Here is a 15,245-nt window from a genome sequence, read left to right as displayed (position 1 = left end):
CTCCAAAGGACAAAAGGGAGCTTTTCTTCTTCTTTTGACACATGCGCAGAGGATGTGCTTTTTTTCAGAAGATCGCATCTTCTGCGGGAAGCATGTCGCTTCCCGCAGAAGATGTGATATACGGCGCGATCGCTACTTCTTCAGCAGATTGAGCACGTTGGCCTGGAACGTGTCCGACGCGCCCTTCATCGCGGCGGCAGGCTCCACCGACTGATCGGTGAGGATGCTGCTGACCACGGTGCCGATCGCGGCGTAGTACTCCTGCCCGGCGGTCGCAGGCTCCGGCTCAAGGCTCACCTGCTCCGCCGTCACGGCGTCGATGAACGGGGCGTAGTTGGCCACCGGCAGGTTGGCGTACTGGGCCTGGAGCGCCTGCGCGGCCTTCTGGTAGTCGCCCACGTAGAGCGGCAGCACCGGCTGGCCCACTACCACGGTCGGGTCTTTCTTACTGTTGTCGTAGCCGATCTGGATCTCGCTGGGGTCGAACTGTGTCCACAGGCGGAAGTAGGCGGCGGCCTCCTTCTCGTCGTCGCTGGCGCTGGCGCTGACCATGGCGATGTTGCCGCCCACCAGTGAGACGCTCTTGCCATCCGGGCCTGCGGGCAGCGGCGCATAGCCGAACTGGCTCATGTCTACATCGGGGAAGGTGGTGCGGATCCAGGTGTACTGGTCGCCCGCGATCACCACCATGGCCGCGCGGCCCGTGGCCAGCGCCTCGCCGTTGCGGTTCCAGTTCAGGTTCTCGCGCGGCAGCACGTCGTACTTCCAGCGCAGATCCTTCACATACTGCATGGCATCCACCGGCGCGCCCTCGGCGAACCCGGCGGTGTAGCTGCCGTCGGCGTTCTGCTTCACGATGCTGCCCTGCTTCGCGCCCCAGGTGTAGGCCAGCGTGGTGAACTGCCAGCCCGACGCGCCGCTGCCGTCGGTGATGAACGAGAACCCGGCGACGCCCTCATCGCGCTTGGTCAGCTTCTGCGCCATGGTCGCCAGCTCCTCCCATGTCTTGGGCGGCGCGCTGAACCCGGCGTCTTTGAGCATCTGGAGGTTGTAGCCAAGGCCCATGGCGTAGGCGAAGCGCGGGATGCCGTACACCTTGCCATCCTTCGAGGTGATCGAGAGGATGTTGGGGTTGAACACATCCTGCAGCTTGTTGGCGTCGAACACGCTGGTCAGGTCGGCGGCGATGCCCTGGTCGATGATCTTCGACGGGTCGGAGAGGTAGACTTCGAAGAGCGTGGGCACCTGCTTGCCGGCCACGAGGGTGGCGAAGGTGTCGGGGCTGTAGGCGTAGTCGGTGCCGTTGATCGTGACGTTGGGGTAGCGCTTCTCGAAGCGCTCGACCTGGGCGGTCCAGCTGGCCAGCGACTCGGGCTGCGACTCGGCGGGCTTGCCCACCACCGAGATGGTCACGGGGCGGCCCCCGGCGATCTGCTCGGGCATCTTGATGATGGACGGCAGTACGCCTGCCGCTGCGGGTGCGGTGGCGGCGTCGGCTGCGGGTGCGGCTGTGGTGGCGTCGGCTGCGGCGGGAGCCTGGGTGGCGGACACAGGTGCCTCGGTGGCGTTGCCAGCGGCGGGTGCCTCGGTGGCGGCGGGTGCGGTGGCTCCGCTGCACGAGCTGAGCACGGCGGCCACGAGTGCGCACGGGATCAGCGAGCCCCAGCGGATATTGGTTATGGACATGGCAGACTCCTCTATGAGATTAGCTTACGTCATTGTGGTTGCGGGCGTTGTTGGCTGGTTGAGCTGACCTCCTCTGGTTGTTTGAACCGTTTCAAAAATCAGGGTAAAAAAAGGAATGCCCATCCCTTCCTGGGTTGGAAACGCAGGATATGTATGTGATCTTGTCAGGTTTTGCCGAATAATGTGTACGATAAACACTACCTGGGCAAAACAGATCTCATCACGCGCATCGCTGCGTTGTTTAGCTGGTTGTGTGAACACTATCTTTGAAACGGTTCAATAATAGCACGAAGCCTATACCCTGTCAATAGCATCTGCCCTCAGTCCATGGTGGATGCGTTCTACGCAGCCGTCGCGCTGGGGCCGATCAGCAACGCTGAAAACAGTGTCGATGTTTGTTCCAGCGCGGTATGCCCATTACGAGTTCGCTTGCTTTTCCCCTCTGTGTCTTCGCGCCGTTGTGGTATCCGTTTCTTTTTGTTCCTTGGTGTCTTGGCGTCTTGGTGGTGAATATCGCTGGCATGTTGAGAAGGTATAGGCCCTGTCGCCAATCCCCAACGAACCCTGGTATAATCGCAGCGACCAGCATTTCACGCAAAGGCCAACCCAATGATCGAGCTCACCCCCCATATCGCCAGCACCCAGCACGCTAATTCGGCGCTCTACATAGCTGCCAAGCATAACATGCTCACCATCTCGGAAAACCTCACCACCACCGCCGCCTTCGACCGCGCGGGCCGCCTGGTGAGCGCCGTGATGGATGGGGCCACCTACTGCCGCGCGCTCAACGGCGACATGGTGCTCAAGCAGGTGCGGCCCAATGCCCCCAAGCTGCGCCGCCGCCTGGCTACCGCCGAGTCCGAGCAGGTCGAGGCCCGCCTGATCGACCACCTGCGCAGCATCGCCCCCGCCCTGCCCACGGCAGGCCGCGCCGACCTCGCCGCCTGGCTCGACACCATCCTGGCTTGGGATGCCGACCGCCGCGAGCGCGAGCGCCAGCAGTTCGCGGCCATCTACAAGCCGGTCAGCATCCTCCCGCCCGATCAGTACCGCTCGGTGGTCTTCCAATCTGCCGAGGGCTGCAGCTGGAACCGCTGCAGCTTCTGCACCTTCTACCTCGATCGCCCGTTCCGGATCAAAGCGCCTGTCGCCTTTCGCCAGCACGTGCGCGATGTGCTGGCTTTCTTGGGCCAGGGCATCAGCATGCGCGGATCGGTGTTTCTGGGCGATGCCAACGCGCTGATCGTGCCGCAGCCGCGCCTGCTTGAGCAGATCCGGGTCATCCACGACGAGCTGCCCGGTGTGGCCAGCGGGGCGCAGGGCATCTATTCATTTCTAGACATCTTTGGGGCCACGCGCAAGACCGAGGATGACTACCGCCAGCTCCGCGAGCTGGGGCTGCGCCGCGTCTATATTGGCATGGAGACGGGGGATGACGAGGTGTTCGCGCTGCTGCGCAAGCCTGGATCGCCCGCCGCGTGCGTGGAGGCCGTGCATACGATGAAGCGGGCTGGCCTTGAGGTGGGCGTGATCGTGCTGGCGGGCGCGGGTGGGGCGCGCCTGGCCGACCAGCACTGCGCAAACACCCTGATGCGGCTCGGCGAGATGCAGCTTGGCGTGGGCGATATCGTATACGTTTCGCCGCTGATCCCGCCGCCGGGCAGCCCTTACGAGCAGGACATGCGGGCGCTCGGCAGCGAGGCGCTGTCGCCCGCGCAGCTGGATGCCCAGCTCGCCACGATTCGGTCGGCCGTACGCTCGTGGCCTGGCCCGCCGCCCAAGGTTGCGCTCTACCATATCGAAGAGTTCCTCTACTAGCTAGGTGTTCGATTGCGCCAGGATTGTGTGCATGGCTTGCATCGACTGCTGATAGAGCGTGGTGAGCGTCGGCTCGCTTGTGCCTGGGTCGCTGATCACCCCAGCAGCTGCCAGCTGCTCGATCTGACCGCAGTATTTGGCCAGCGCTGCTAGCCCCAGGTTGGCCGCGCTGCCCTTGATGGTATGCGCCTGGGCGCTCACGTCGGCGGCCTCGTTGGTGCGGATCGCCTGAAATAGTCGATCCAGATGCGACGGCGTATCGCGCTCGAAGATCTGCAGCAGCTCGCTGAGCAGATCGTAGCTTTTTGACCCGCTGTCGTTGACAAGATCATCGATCAGGCTCATGTCGATCAGCGCAGCGCTATCCTTTGGGCTGGCGGTGGCGGACGGCTCCTGTTGAGCGATCCAGCGGGTCAGCGCGCTGGCCAGCGCATCGCGGGTGACCGGTTTCGAGATATAGTCGTCCATCCCCGAGGAGAGGCAGCGCTCGCGCTCGCCTTGCAGGGCGCTGGCGGTGAGCGCGATGATCGGCGTGTGGCGCGCATGCCCCTCGCGCTGGCGGATGGCGGATGTTGCGGCGAATCCATCCATCTCGGGCATGTGGCAGTCCATCAGCACCAGCGTATACTGTATTCTCGCTAGGGCGTCGAGCGCCTCGATCCCGTTGGCTGCGACATCGGCTTTATAGCCCAGCCGCTCAAGCAGGTGCACGGCCACCTTCTGATTTACCGCGTTGTCATCCACCACCAAGATCCGCCCGTGCTTGATGCTGGCCTGCTCGCTGATCGTGTGTTTGGTGACGATCTGGGGCGCGCTGTGGGGCTGCTCGCCGCTGGAGAAGAGCGCGGCGAGCGCGGCGAACAGCTGCTCCTGGCGTAGGGGCTTGCTGAGGTAGGCCGATGCGCCGGCCAGCCGTGCGGCGCGGCCATCGCCGCGCTGCGAGAAGGCCGTGACCATAAGCAGCGGGGTAGCCTGCAGCAGCACATCGGCCTTGATCTGGCGCGCGAGGCTTAGGCCATCCAGCACCGGCATGGCGATGTCGAGGATGGCCACATCGTAGGGTTTCTTGCCCATGGCCGCCTTGCGGAGCATCTGGATGGCCTCTAGCGGCTGATCGATGGCGGTGGCATGCATGCCCCAGCTCTCGGTCAGCTGGGTGAGCAGCATACAGCTGGTCAGATGATCGTCGACGATCAGCACGCGGCGGCCGCGCAGATCCTCGGCCTGCTGCTTGGCTGGGGCGGGGTGCAGCGGCTGCGGCAGCTGCAGGGTGAAGGTAAATGTTGAGCCCATCTGTGGCGTGCTGTCGAGGCGGATGTCGCCGCCCATCAGCAGCACTAGCTGGCGGCAGATCGAGAGGCCGAGGCCGGTGCCGCCATAGAGTCGAGTGGTAGAGCTATCGGCCTGCGAGAAGGGCTGGAACAGCTGGGCCTGGCCCTGTGCGCTGATCCCGATGCCGGTGTCTTGCACGGCTATTTCGATCGTGCTCTGCTCGCTGTTCTGGCTTTCTAGCCGAGCCTGCACGATCACCTCGCCCTGGTGGGTGAACTTGATCGCGTTACTCACCAAGTTCGTTAGGATCTGACGAATACGCCCAGGGTCGCCGCGCAGCCGCTGCGGCACACTGTGTTCGACGATGCAGGTGAGCAGCAGGCCCTTGCGCTCGGCATGTTCGGCCAGCAGATCCAGCACATCTTCGATCAAGATCCGCATGTCGAAATCCAGCATCTCTAGCTCAAGTTTCCCAGCTTCGATCTTCGAGAAGTCGAGAATATCATTAATAATGGTGAGCAGCGACTCGCCGCTGCGGCGGATGGTTTCGGCATAGTCGCGCTGCTCGGATGAGAGGTTGCTATCCAGCAGCAGGCTGGTCATGCCGATCACGCCATTCATGGGGGTGCGGATCTCGTGGCTCATATTGGCCAGGAAGGTTGATCGGGCGCGCACGGCGGCCTCGGCGGCCTCTTTGGCATCTTGCAGCGCGCACTCGGCAGCGCGGCGCTCGGTGATGTCGTGGATGATCGTGTGGAGCAGCACATGCCCATCGATATCGATCGGGCTGCTGTAGACTTCGACATCGCGGATGCTGCCATCGGCGATGCGGTGCTGAAAATGGAAGACGCTGTGGGTGGTCTGTTCTGCTTGCTTGGTCGCTGCCAGCACCTGCTCTGGGGAGAGCAGGTTGAGGTCATAGACATACATCGAGGTGAGGGTGCTGTGGGGGTAGCCATAGAATTTGCAGGCGGCTGGGTTGACATCGATGATCCGGGCAGTTGCTGGGTCGATGAGCATCTGGAGGGCCTGGTTGCCCTCGAACAGCTGGCGGTACTGGCGCTCGCTGTCGAGCAGCACCTGCTCGGCCTGCTTGCGCGCGGTGATGTCGGAGAATGATGAGACAACGGCGTAGGGCGATTGCTCACCCTGCTCGAAGAGCGGCTGCACATTGAGCAGGATCCATGTCACTTGCCCATCGGGCTTGTGGATGGCCAGGGTGATATCGCGCTGAGGCTTTCCGGTGCGGAACCCGACCAGCGCCGGGTGCTCATCTATGGGGCAGTCGCGCCCATCCTCGTAGCAGATCTTCCAGCCTGCCTCTATAGTGTCTGGCCGCTCGATCTGCTGGGCGCTGATGCCGAGGATGTCTTCGGCGCTGCGGTTGCACGAGTAGACCACGCCGTTGGGGCCTTGGAGCACCACGCCCTCGGTCATTGCGCCGATGGTGGCGCGGTAGCGTAGCTGGCTGCTGTGCAGCGCGGCCTCGATCTGCTGCCGTTCGTCTATGGCTTCTTCGAGCGCCCGGATCTTGAGCCGCTGCTCAAGCAGCAACATGACTTGGCGGCCCAAGGTGCGTAGCGCATCACGCTGGAACGGGGTGAGCGTGCGCGGCGTATGGTCGAGCACACACAGCGTGCCGAGCGCGTGCTGCTCGGGATCGACGATCGGCATCCCTGCGTAGAAGCGGATGTTGGGATCGGCGGTGACCAGAGGGTTGTCGTAGAATCGCTGGTCCTCAAGGGCGTTTGGCACCTCGAAAATTTCTGTTGGCTGGTGGATGGCGTGGGCGCAGAAGGAGACCTCGCGTGAGGTCTGGTTGGTCTCTATACCGATCTGGGCCTTGAACCACTGGCGGTCGCTCTCGATAAAGGTGATGAGCGCCATCGGGGTGCCGCAGATGCTGGCGGCAAGCTGCACCAGGCTGTTGAAATCGGCTTCGGGGTCGGTGTCGAGGATGTCGTAGTTATACAGCGCTGCGAGGCGCTCGGCTTCATTTGCTGGTAGCGATGATTTTTGCATGGGGGTGTCGCTTCTTCATAGGTGCGTCAGCCGCCAAGATTCTGCCGACATGCCGAGTATAGCGCGTATGTATGGCAAAAGGCGTACAAGATAGGCGCAAAATGGCTTGATAGCCGCAATGCTTGGCGTGCGGATATGTGTTCTCGTTCGGCAGAACGTTTTACCACCAAGATCCAAGAGACCAAGGCACAACGAAGCCCCGAAGCATGAAGTGGAGCAGGCAAAGGCCTCACATAGGGGCATAGTGCGCGGGGGCGAACGTCGGCAGTGCTTGCAGCCTTGCCCGTTCGCGCTAGCTTATGGCTCCTGGAGAACGTATAGGCCCTGTTTATCCTCGGAGGTTGATAGATTTGAATTACTATATTATAGTGTTTTTAAAATTGATTTACTGCTAAATAATTTGATTTGCATTAAATAATATACTAATATCAAAATATTTGATATTAGTATTATTTTCGATGCTAAAATTTTTGTAATCAAAAATATTTCCAAAAATGCAATCTTTTCTATACAGTTCTGTGACTATTTTCGATTGCAAAAGGGTAAACGAGTATTTTTGTGGATGATGGTGCTGCCATTGACATAGCGCTGAATAGAGTTCTATAATCAAAGTAGATGCTTAACGACACGTAGATTTACCCGCGACAATAGAACAATCATGTACTGAAGACATCCGCCCTGATGCACGATGTGAACCAAGGCGGATGTCTTCTTCATGGTTGGCCCGGCAAACCCGAAACACACCCATACGCCGTGAAACCATCGGTTTTGTATATAGCGGAGGCCATCCCATGAAACACACCACAAAGCTCTACCTCGTGCTATTTGCGGTCGCGCTGCAGCTTCCTTTCGCCTTGGCGGTGCAGGCGGCCCCCTCCCCTCTCCCCATCCAATCTGCATCGGCTGCCGATGGCGTGCCGGGGCGCTATATTATCACCATGAAGCCAGGTCGGCACGCACAGCCGCTCATCCAGGCGCGTGGCCTGCAGGCCCGCCGCGTGTTCGCGCGTAGCCACGCGGGCTTTGTGGCCGACCTCAGCGCGGCCCAGCTCGAAGGGCTGCGCCGCGCGCCCGATGTGGCGGCGATCGAGCAGGATCGGCGGCTGCGCATGCAGGGCCTGGAGGTGGTTGGCTCGGAGTCGGCGTGGGGTATTGACCGGATCGACCAGCGCAGCCTGCCGCTCTCATACACCTATAGCTACGAGAGCACCGGCGCGGGGGTGAATGTCTACATTCTCGACTCGGGGATTGATGTCTCCCTGCCCGAGTTTGGCGGGCGCGCCTCGGTGGCCTACGATGTGTTGGGCGGCGACGGGCTAGACTGCCACGGCCACGGCACCCATGTGGCAGGCACGATCGGCAGCGCGACCTATGGGGTAGCCAAGCAGGCCAACCTTCATGCGGTGCGCGTGCTGGATTGCGATGGCACCGCCACCGTGGCCGAGCTAGTGGATGGCATCACCTGGGTGGCGAATAATCACCTGCCGATGGCGGTGGCCAATATCTCGATCGGCGGCGACTACTCGGCGGCGATCAACGCGGCGGTGGCTGATCTGGTGGCTTCGGGCGTGTTTGTGGTGGTGGCGGCGGGCAACGAGACGCGGAATGCATGCAATGTCTCGCCCGCTAGCGCCCCTGCCGCATATACCGTGGCGGCGGTAGATAAGAAGGATGTCCGATCGCTCATTTCGAACTATGGCTCGTGTGTGGATGCCTATGCCCCTGGCGTAGCGATCAAATCCACATGGCCAGGCGATACAGCCAAGACCCTTAGCGGCACGTCGATGTCGGCGGCGCATGTCACCGGCGTGGCGGCGCTGTACAAGGCCACCTACGGCGATGTGGGGGCGGCCACGATCTGCGCCTGGCTAGATAGCCACGCGGTGCCAAATGTGATCAAGAGCAACCGCATCGGCACGCCAAATCTGCTGCTGAACATGGTCGGGCTCTAGCGCGGGGCGGGCTGTCGAGGGCGGTGGGCTATACCCACCGCCCTCGCTTTTTGTTAGGCGGTCGTGCGTTTTTGCTTGCCCAGGGCTGCCCCGCACCATGGGCAGTAGTCTATGTGGATGCTCGATCTGCCGCCGTCGTGGATGATCAGGCCGTAGGTGTTGCTCTGCGGGCTATAGTACACCAGCATATCGGGGCAGTCGAAGGGGTCGGGGTGCTGCTCGCAGATCTGCGCGAGCTGCGTGCGCATCATTTTGCACCAGTGGGTGGTATTGGTCACGGTCTGGCTCCTAGCAGCGGCGGCTTGGCTGGGGCTGGCAGCAGCGCGCTGAGCGCGGCTGCGGTGGGCGGGTCGGCGGGCGTGTGGACACAGCAGCGCAGATCGGGGTCGCCGCCGATCTGGAAGCTGAGCACGGTGAAGCGGAGCGCCCCGGCCAGCGGGTGCAGCATGGTGCGCTGTGGCGCGCAGCTGTTCTGCACATCGTGCTGGCTCCACAGCTGTCGAAACGCTTGGCTGCGCTGGCTGAGCGTAGCGATCAGCTGGGCGGTCTTGGGGCTGTCCAGCTGGCGGCCAGCGGTGATGCGGAACCCGGCCACGGTGCCCTGCGCGACGCTATCCCAGTCGTCGAATCGCTGGCGGAAGTCGTGGTCGAGGAAGAGCAGCTGCAGGAAGTTGCGCTCGCCTGCGGGCACGGCGTCTAGCTGGCCAAACACCAGATCTGCGGCGCGGTTCCAGGCCACCACATCCATCATGCGGTTGGTGATATAGGCCGGGCTGTAGGGCAGCGCCTCGATCATCTGCTGGTAGCTTTCCAGCGTGCCGCCCGCGGGAAAGGGATCGGGGAGGAGGGCGGCGGGGGTGGTGAGGATGGCTAGGTAGAGCTGCTCGTCGGCGCTGAGCCGCAGTGCCCGCGCGATATTCTGCAGCACGCTGCTGGAGACATGGATATCGCGGCCCTGCTCGATCCAGGTGTACCACTCGACGCTTACCCCGGCCTGCTCGGCCACCTCCTCGCGGCGCAGCCCCGGCGTGCGCCGCCGCCCGCCTGAGGTGGGCACGCCGATCTGCTCGGGCCGCAGCCTGGCGCGGCGCGTGCGCAGGAAGTCGCCCAGCATCGTGCGCCGCCGTATATCAACGTTGGGGTTTGATGTCATAGTTCTTTCGATAAGCCTAGGAGCAGCGCTCCCTGGCTGCGCGGTGCTGTGCCTATTATAGTGGGTCTGCGGCAGTTTTCCACAAGGCCTGAGCGATCGCTGCCGCCGCTCAGGAGATCTGGGGTAGAGATATGGGCACACTCTCGGGGAAGGTTGCGCTGGTCACCGGCGCGAGCCGTGGGATCGGGCGGGCCATTGCGCTGCGGCTGGCCCGCGATGGGGCGCTGGTGGCGGTGCACTACGGCGCTCGCCGCGAGGCCGCCGAGGCCACGCTGGCCACGATCGCGGCGGCGGGCGGCCAGGCGTTTGCGGTTGGGGCCGATCTGGGCCAGCCAGGCGGGGCGGCGGCGCTCTGCGATGCGCTGGCCCCAGCCCTGCGCGAGCGCACCGGCAGCACATCGCTTGATATTCTAGTGCATAACGCCGGGATCTCGCCGCGCGTCTCGATCGAGCAGACGAGCGAGGATGTGTTCGATCAGGTGTTCGCGGTGAATGTGCGCTCGGTGTTTTTCTTGACCCAGCGGCTGCTGCCGCAGCTGCGCGATGGCGGGCGGATCATCGCCATCTCCTCGGGTGTGACGCGGATCGCCTACCCCGAGACGGCGGCCTACAGCATGACCAAAGGTGCGCTGAACACATTCACGCTGATGCTGGCCAAGCAGCTCGGCGGGCGCGGGATCACAGTCAATGCGGTGCTGCCAGGCATCATCGAGACCGACATGAATGCGGAGTGGATGCGCGTGCCCGAGGCCCACGCCCAGGCGGCGGCCTACTCGGCATTCGGGCGGGTGGGCCAGCCCGAGGATGTGGCCGACGTGGTGGGCTTTGTGGCCTCGCCCGATGGCCGATGGGTCACGGGGCAGCTGCTGGATGCGACCGGCGGCTCGCAGCTGTGATTTGCCCGTTGCCCGGCCTAGCCCGCCCGCACCAGCGCCCTGGAGCATGAGCGCGCCGCCTGCTCCATGGGCGCGGCCCAGTAGCACGCGCTGTGCAGGGTCGAGGGCCGCCCACGCGCAGGCAGCAGGGCGTCCAGCTGTTCGGCTGCGATCATGGCTTGGCCTCCCCGGCCAGCGGCGAGAACTGGCTGATGGTGTAGCTGATCTCATCATCGGCGATCTCGAATCCGCCATCTATCGCCACCTGGCTGGGGTAGCCATACGCTGGGTCGTAGCGCACATCCAGCCGCGCGGCGCGATTGTCCTGCGCGGTCTGGATGATCGCGAACATGCCCTCGATCGGCACCGCCTGCGCGAAGAAGCTGGCCTCCACCGGTTCGTCGCTGTCGGTGTAGCGCAGCTCGGGCTGCATGCCTTCGCGCACGGTCACACGCACCGGGCTGGTGATCTGGGTGGGGCAGAAGCACGAGATCTGCAGCACATACTGATACGCGGCTGGCCGACGGTCGGCCCACAGCTGCTGGTTTTTGCGCAGCGGCGTGCTGGCCGCCGCCCCCCACGCCCACAGCAGCCCACCCGCGACGAGCAGCGCTACCGCCCCCGCCAGCCAAAAGCGGACATGCCGCCGGTGATTCTGCATCGCTGCTACCATCGTCTTTCTCCCTTCGTAGAGCCTATCGACAGCTGCCTATCGGCAGCGTCCGCCTGCCTGTATGACGGCTGCCTGCCGCTTTTGTTCCACGCTGCGGGCGCGGCGCAAGGCAAGCGCGGTAAAGGTGTATACTTCCCTGCATCGCACTGGTGCCCCGCTATGCAGGAGGAATGCGCCATGAAAGAATTTTACAGCTACGAGGACTGGGTGGATTATGTGCTTGACGAGGAGCGCGAGTTCAGCTACCGATCGATCTATGACGCCTATCTGCTGGTTCAGAACCCGCGCTCGTTTGGCGTCTTTTTTACGATCGAATCGCGGGCCGCTGCTGATGGGGGTCAGGAATATGTGCTGGTAGACCCCCAGGGCGAGTATGCGCTCATCCTGGCGGGCGACCCCGGGCGCGAGGCCTTCATCGAGTACCTGATCAGCCGCTTTAGCCCGCAGGAGCGCGATATGGCCAGCTGGCACCAGCTGCGCCACCAGTGGCACGGCGACGATCTGGACAGCTGGGAGCCGATCGACGAGCCTGCGGCCTAGCGTTTTTGATCGCTGCAGGCTGCAGGCCCACAGTATGGTATCCTGCAGTGCTGCGGAGATGTGACGATACTGAACAGAAGCGGAGCACACGGACATGACCAATACCAGTGGCGAACCGCGCCACGCATCGGATGCGGACGCGACGCCGCGCACCCGCGACCTGCGCATTGTGGGCTACCGGCCCCTGCTGCCGCCAGCCATCCTGATGGAAGAGCTGCCGCTGAAGCCAGCGGCCTCGCGAACCGTGAGCGGGCATCGCGAGGAGATGGTGAACATCCTCGATCGGCGCGACGACCGGCTGATCGTGGTGGTCGGCCCGTGCTCGGTGCACGACACCACGGCGGCGCTGGAGTACGCGCGGCGGCTGGCCGCTGCGCTGCCCGAGTTCGAGCGCGACCTGCTGCTGGTGATGCGGGTCTACTTCGAGAAGCCGCGCACCACCGTCGGCTGGCGCGGCCTGATCAGCGACCCCTACCTGGATGGCAGCTTTGCGGTGAATGACGGCCTGCGCATGGGCCGCCGCCTGCTGATCGATATTGTCGAGCTTGGCCTGCCGGTCAGCTGCGAGTTTGTCGACCCGATCTCGCCGCAGTTCTTCGCCGATGCCGTCAGCTGGGCGGCCATCGGGGCGCGCACCACCGAGAGCCAGGTGCACCGCAACCTCGCGTCGGGTCTGTCGATGCCGGTGGGCTTCAAGAACGGCACGGGCGGCAGCGTGCAGATGGCGATCGACGCCATCCGCGCCGCCGGGGCCGCGCACAGCTTCCTGAGCGTTACCGAGCAGGGCCTGGCGGCCATTGTCACCACCCGCAGCAACCCCGACTGCCACGTGGTGCTGCGCGGCGGGCGCACCAGCCCCAACTACGACCGCGAGAGCGTGCAGAGCACGCTGGCGGGGCTGCGCAAGGCCGCCCTGCCCGAGCGCGTGATCATCGATGCCAGCCACGACAACAGCCGCAAGGACTTCCGCCGCCAGCCGGTGGTGGCCAGTGAGATCGCCGCGCAGGTGGCCGAGGGCGAGCGCGGGATCGTGGGCGTGATGCTGGAGAGCTTTCTGGTGGAGGGGCGGCAGGATCTGGATGACCCCAAGCAGCTGGTCTATGGCCAGAGCATCACCGACAGCTGCATGAGCTGGGAGACCACCGTGCAGGTGCTGCGCGAGCTGGCGGGCGCGGTGCAGGCCCGCCGTGCGGCGAGCGCCAGCTAGCTGCCTGCGCTTCTCTATGCGATATACCAATGCCCCAGGCCGCACACTGCGGCCTGGGGCATTGGTATGTTGCTGCTACGCCGCCACGGCGGCCAGCGCATCTGCCACCGCCCTGGCGATGCTGGCGCTCGACTGCGGGTTCTGGCCGGTGATCAGCTTGCCATCCTGCTCGATGTGGTCGCTCCAGTTGGGCTGGGGCACGAAGACCGCGCCCAGCTCGCGCAGCCGCGACTCCAGCAAAAATGGCATATCGTTGGTGTGCTGGGCGGCCTCCTCCTCGTCGTTGGTGAACGCGGTGATGGTCTTGCCCGCCACCAGCGGTGTGCCGTCGGAGAGCGTCGCGCCGACCAGGCCTGCGGGGCCGTGGCATACTGCCGCTATCACCTTATCGCCCTCGGCGAAGGCGCGCAGCAGCTGGTGCAGCGCGCCGCTCTCGGGCAGGTCGAACATGGTGCCGTGACCGCCCGGCAGAAAGATCGCGTCGAACCCAGCGGCGCTGACCTCGGCGAGCGGCAGGGTCTGCTGGAGCGCCGCGTAGGCATCCTGCGCGTCGTCGGGCACGGGCAGGCTGTTGGGGTCGATCGGCACCACGCCGCCCCTGGGGCTTGCGGTGGTGATCGCCACCCCGGCCTCGCGCAGGATGTTGTACGGCGTTGCGAACTCTTCGAACCAGAGCCCGGTCGGTGTGTTGGTTGCTGGGATGATATCGTGGCTGGTGACGACCATCAGAATACGTTTTGCCATTATCTGCTACCTCTTTTTTGATCGTATGCGGCGCTATCGCCGCTCGATAGCCTGAGTATAGTGGGCGAGATGCTATAATTCAAATAATCATTTTATCGCCAAACCATAAGATTATTTATGATCGACCTCACATGGTACCAGAGTTTCATTGCGATCTACCGCACGGGCAGCGTGTCGCGGGCGGCCAAGGCGCGCTTCCTGACCCAGCCTGCGGTCAGCCAGCACCTGGCCGCGCTTGAGCATGCGGTGGGCCAGCCGCTATTTCAGCGCCTGCCGCGCCGGATGCTACCCACCGAGTATGCCAAGGAGCTCTACACCCAGGTCGCGCCTGCGCTGGATGCGCTCGACATAACCAGTCAGCAGCTGCGCCTCGCCGCCGACGAGCGCCCGCTGGTGCGGGTGGGCGGCCCGCCCGAGTACATCGGCCAGGTTGCCATGGCCAAGCTGCTGCCGCTGCCGCTGCGGCTGGCGGTGCAGTTCGGCATGCCGCAGGCGCTCATCCCGCTGTTGGAGCAGGGCGAGCTAGATCTGGTGATCTCCTCGCAGCGGGTGCCAGCCATGCAGGTGGACTACACGCTGTTTGCCGAGGAGGAGTTCATCCTGATTGCGGCCAGCGGCCATGTGCCGCCCGAGGGCGATGTCGAGCAGCTGCAGCGCTGGATGTCGGTCCAGCCCTGGCTCAGCTACGCCGCCGACCTGCCGATCATCCGTCGCTTCTGGCGGCAGCACTTTCAGGTACGCCCGCCCTTCCGCCCGGCGGTGATCATCCCCGATCTACGCATTCTGGTCGAGGCGGTGGCGCTGGGCCACGGCCTGAGCGTGCTGCCCGCCTATCTCTGCCGCCAGGCCCTAGCCGAGGGCCGTATCCACGAGCTGTGGCGCGCGCCCCAGCCTGCCACCAACGAGCTGTGGCTTGCGACCCGCCGGATCGACCGCGACCGCCCAGATCTGCGGCAGATCGCCGACGCGCTCCGCGAGCGCGTATAAGGGCGGTTGGGGTTGATGCCCTCAACAGGTGCTACTTTTTCGGGCGGGCCATTCCGATGCAGCAGATGGCGCGATACCGCGTGCCGGGGCAGCCTGGTGGGTGCCACGGCAGCAGGTGGGCATGGGTGCGATGCGATCGTTGACGTAGGGGCGGGTCTCGTGCCCGCCTCTACGTGTTTCATTGTATCCATCGCCGAGGCGTTCGATGACGCCGATGAACGCGAAGCCGATCAGCATCGCCACGTACCGTGCTCATCGGTTGGCGTTCGATGCCTGCGGTGGGTTGCAATGGGGCGGGCACCAGACCCGCCCCTAC

At 63.9% G+C, this 15,245-nt stretch carries 12 protein-coding genes; 6 read left to right on the top strand and 6 right to left on the bottom strand.

What is annotated here, in order from left to right:
• Positions 1-132 precede the first annotated feature (132 nt).
• Positions 133-1,686: an extracellular solute-binding protein gene (locus F8S13_01845; protein ID KAB8145846.1), complete on the bottom strand. Its 1,554-nt coding sequence runs from the start codon at positions 1,684-1,686 to the stop codon at positions 133-135.
• 609 nt (positions 1,687-2,295) lie between these two features.
• Between F8S13_01845 and F8S13_01840 the strand changes: the two genes are divergently transcribed.
• Positions 2,296-3,504, top strand: a complete 1,209-nt coding sequence (locus F8S13_01840) for a radical SAM protein (protein KAB8145845.1) — start codon at positions 2,296-2,298, stop codon at positions 3,502-3,504.
• Here the strand turns inward: F8S13_01840 and F8S13_01835 are convergent, their stop codons facing one another.
• Positions 3,505-6,798 (bottom strand): response regulator, encoded by a 3,294-nt coding sequence (locus tag F8S13_01835; GenBank protein ID KAB8145844.1) that lies wholly within the window; start codon positions 6,796-6,798, stop codon positions 3,505-3,507. It lies immediately after the preceding gene.
• A 704-nt stretch (positions 6,799-7,502) separates the two neighbouring features.
• Here F8S13_01835 and F8S13_01830 point away from each other — a divergent pair.
• Positions 7,503-8,750 (top strand): S8 family peptidase, encoded by a 1,248-nt coding sequence (locus tag F8S13_01830; GenBank protein ID KAB8145843.1) that lies wholly within the window; start codon positions 7,503-7,505, stop codon positions 8,748-8,750.
• Positions 8,751-8,803: 53 nt separating this feature from the next.
• On the opposite strand, the gene F8S13_01825 is transcribed toward F8S13_01830, so the two are convergent.
• On the bottom strand, positions 8,804-9,001 hold the full coding sequence (locus tag F8S13_01825) for a hypothetical protein (protein KAB8146083.1): 198 nt from the start codon (positions 8,999-9,001) through the stop codon (positions 8,804-8,806).
• A gap of 23 nt (positions 9,002-9,024) precedes the next feature.
• Positions 9,025-9,903 (bottom strand): helix-turn-helix domain-containing protein, encoded by an 879-nt coding sequence (locus tag F8S13_01820; GenBank protein ID KAB8145842.1) that lies wholly within the window; start codon positions 9,901-9,903, stop codon positions 9,025-9,027.
• A gap of 131 nt (positions 9,904-10,034) precedes the next feature.
• On the opposite strand from F8S13_01820, the gene F8S13_01815 reads away from it, so the two are divergent.
• Positions 10,035-10,799, top strand: a complete 765-nt coding sequence (locus F8S13_01815; GenBank protein KAB8145841.1) for an SDR family oxidoreductase — start codon at positions 10,035-10,037, stop codon at positions 10,797-10,799.
• A gap of 151 nt (positions 10,800-10,950) precedes the next feature.
• Here F8S13_01815 and F8S13_01810 read toward each other — a convergent pair whose 3' ends face one another.
• Positions 10,951-11,451, bottom strand: a complete 501-nt coding sequence (locus F8S13_01810; protein ID KAB8145840.1) for a hypothetical protein — start codon at positions 11,449-11,451, stop codon at positions 10,951-10,953.
• Between the two features lie 177 nt (positions 11,452-11,628).
• Between F8S13_01810 and F8S13_01805 the strand changes: the two genes are divergently transcribed.
• Together F8S13_01805 and F8S13_01800 are read left to right on the top strand one after the other, a co-directional pair.
• Entirely contained in the window at positions 11,629-11,991 is a 363-nt protein-coding gene (locus tag F8S13_01805) for a hypothetical protein (GenBank protein ID KAB8145839.1), read from the top strand.
• A 94-nt stretch (positions 11,992-12,085) separates the two neighbouring features.
• Positions 12,086-13,198: a 3-deoxy-7-phosphoheptulonate synthase gene (locus F8S13_01800; GenBank protein ID KAB8145838.1), complete on the top strand. Its 1,113-nt coding sequence runs from the start codon at positions 12,086-12,088 to the stop codon at positions 13,196-13,198.
• Between the two features lie 75 nt (positions 13,199-13,273).
• On the opposite strand, the gene F8S13_01795 is transcribed toward F8S13_01800, so the two are convergent.
• On the bottom strand, positions 13,274-13,942 hold the full coding sequence (locus F8S13_01795) for a type 1 glutamine amidotransferase domain-containing protein (protein ID KAB8145837.1): 669 nt from the start codon (positions 13,940-13,942) through the stop codon (positions 13,274-13,276).
• A gap of 117 nt (positions 13,943-14,059) precedes the next feature.
• Between F8S13_01795 and F8S13_01790 the strand changes: the two genes are divergently transcribed.
• Positions 14,060-14,929: a LysR family transcriptional regulator gene (locus tag F8S13_01790; protein ID KAB8145836.1), complete on the top strand. Its 870-nt coding sequence runs from the start codon at positions 14,060-14,062 to the stop codon at positions 14,927-14,929.
• The last annotated feature ends 316 nt before the right edge of the window (positions 14,930-15,245 follow it).

This window comes from Chloroflexia bacterium SDU3-3 (assembly GCA_009268125.1).
Taxonomy (GTDB): Bacteria; Chloroflexota; Chloroflexia; order Chloroflexales; family Roseiflexaceae; genus SDU3-3.
Note: the sequence above shows the minus strand (reverse complement) of the source record. Positions and strands in the feature narration are given on the sequence as shown.

Excerpts from the sequence above, each read along its gene's own strand:
- F8S13_01840 (KAB8145845.1), top strand. The coding sequence starts at position 2,296 with ATGATCGAGCTCACCCCCCATATCGCCAGCACCCAGCACGCTAATTCG.
- F8S13_01815 (KAB8145841.1), top strand. The coding sequence starts at position 10,035 with ATGGGCACACTCTCGGGGAAGGTTGCGCTGGTCACCGGCGCGAGCCGT.
- F8S13_01825 (KAB8146083.1), bottom strand. The coding sequence starts at position 9,001 with ATGATGCGCACGCAGCTCGCGCAGATCTGCGAGCAGCACCCCGACCCC.
- F8S13_01810 (KAB8145840.1), bottom strand. The coding sequence starts at position 11,451 with ATGGTAGCAGCGATGCAGAATCACCGGCGGCATGTCCGCTTTTGGCTG.
- F8S13_01835 (KAB8145844.1), bottom strand. The coding sequence starts at position 6,798 with ATGCAAAAATCATCGCTACCAGCAAATGAAGCCGAGCGCCTCGCAGCG.
- F8S13_01800 (KAB8145838.1), top strand. The coding sequence starts at position 12,086 with ATGACCAATACCAGTGGCGAACCGCGCCACGCATCGGATGCGGACGCG.
- F8S13_01790 (KAB8145836.1), top strand. The coding sequence starts at position 14,060 with ATGATCGACCTCACATGGTACCAGAGTTTCATTGCGATCTACCGCACG.
- F8S13_01845 (KAB8145846.1), bottom strand. The coding sequence starts at position 1,686 with ATGTCCATAACCAATATCCGCTGGGGCTCGCTGATCCCGTGCGCACTC.
- F8S13_01805 (KAB8145839.1), top strand. The coding sequence starts at position 11,629 with ATGAAAGAATTTTACAGCTACGAGGACTGGGTGGATTATGTGCTTGAC.
- F8S13_01795 (KAB8145837.1), bottom strand. The coding sequence starts at position 13,942 with ATGGCAAAACGTATTCTGATGGTCGTCACCAGCCACGATATCATCCCA.
- F8S13_01820 (KAB8145842.1), bottom strand. The coding sequence starts at position 9,903 with ATGACATCAAACCCCAACGTTGATATACGGCGGCGCACGATGCTGGGC.
- F8S13_01830 (KAB8145843.1), top strand. The coding sequence starts at position 7,503 with ATGTCTTCTTCATGGTTGGCCCGGCAAACCCGAAACACACCCATACGC.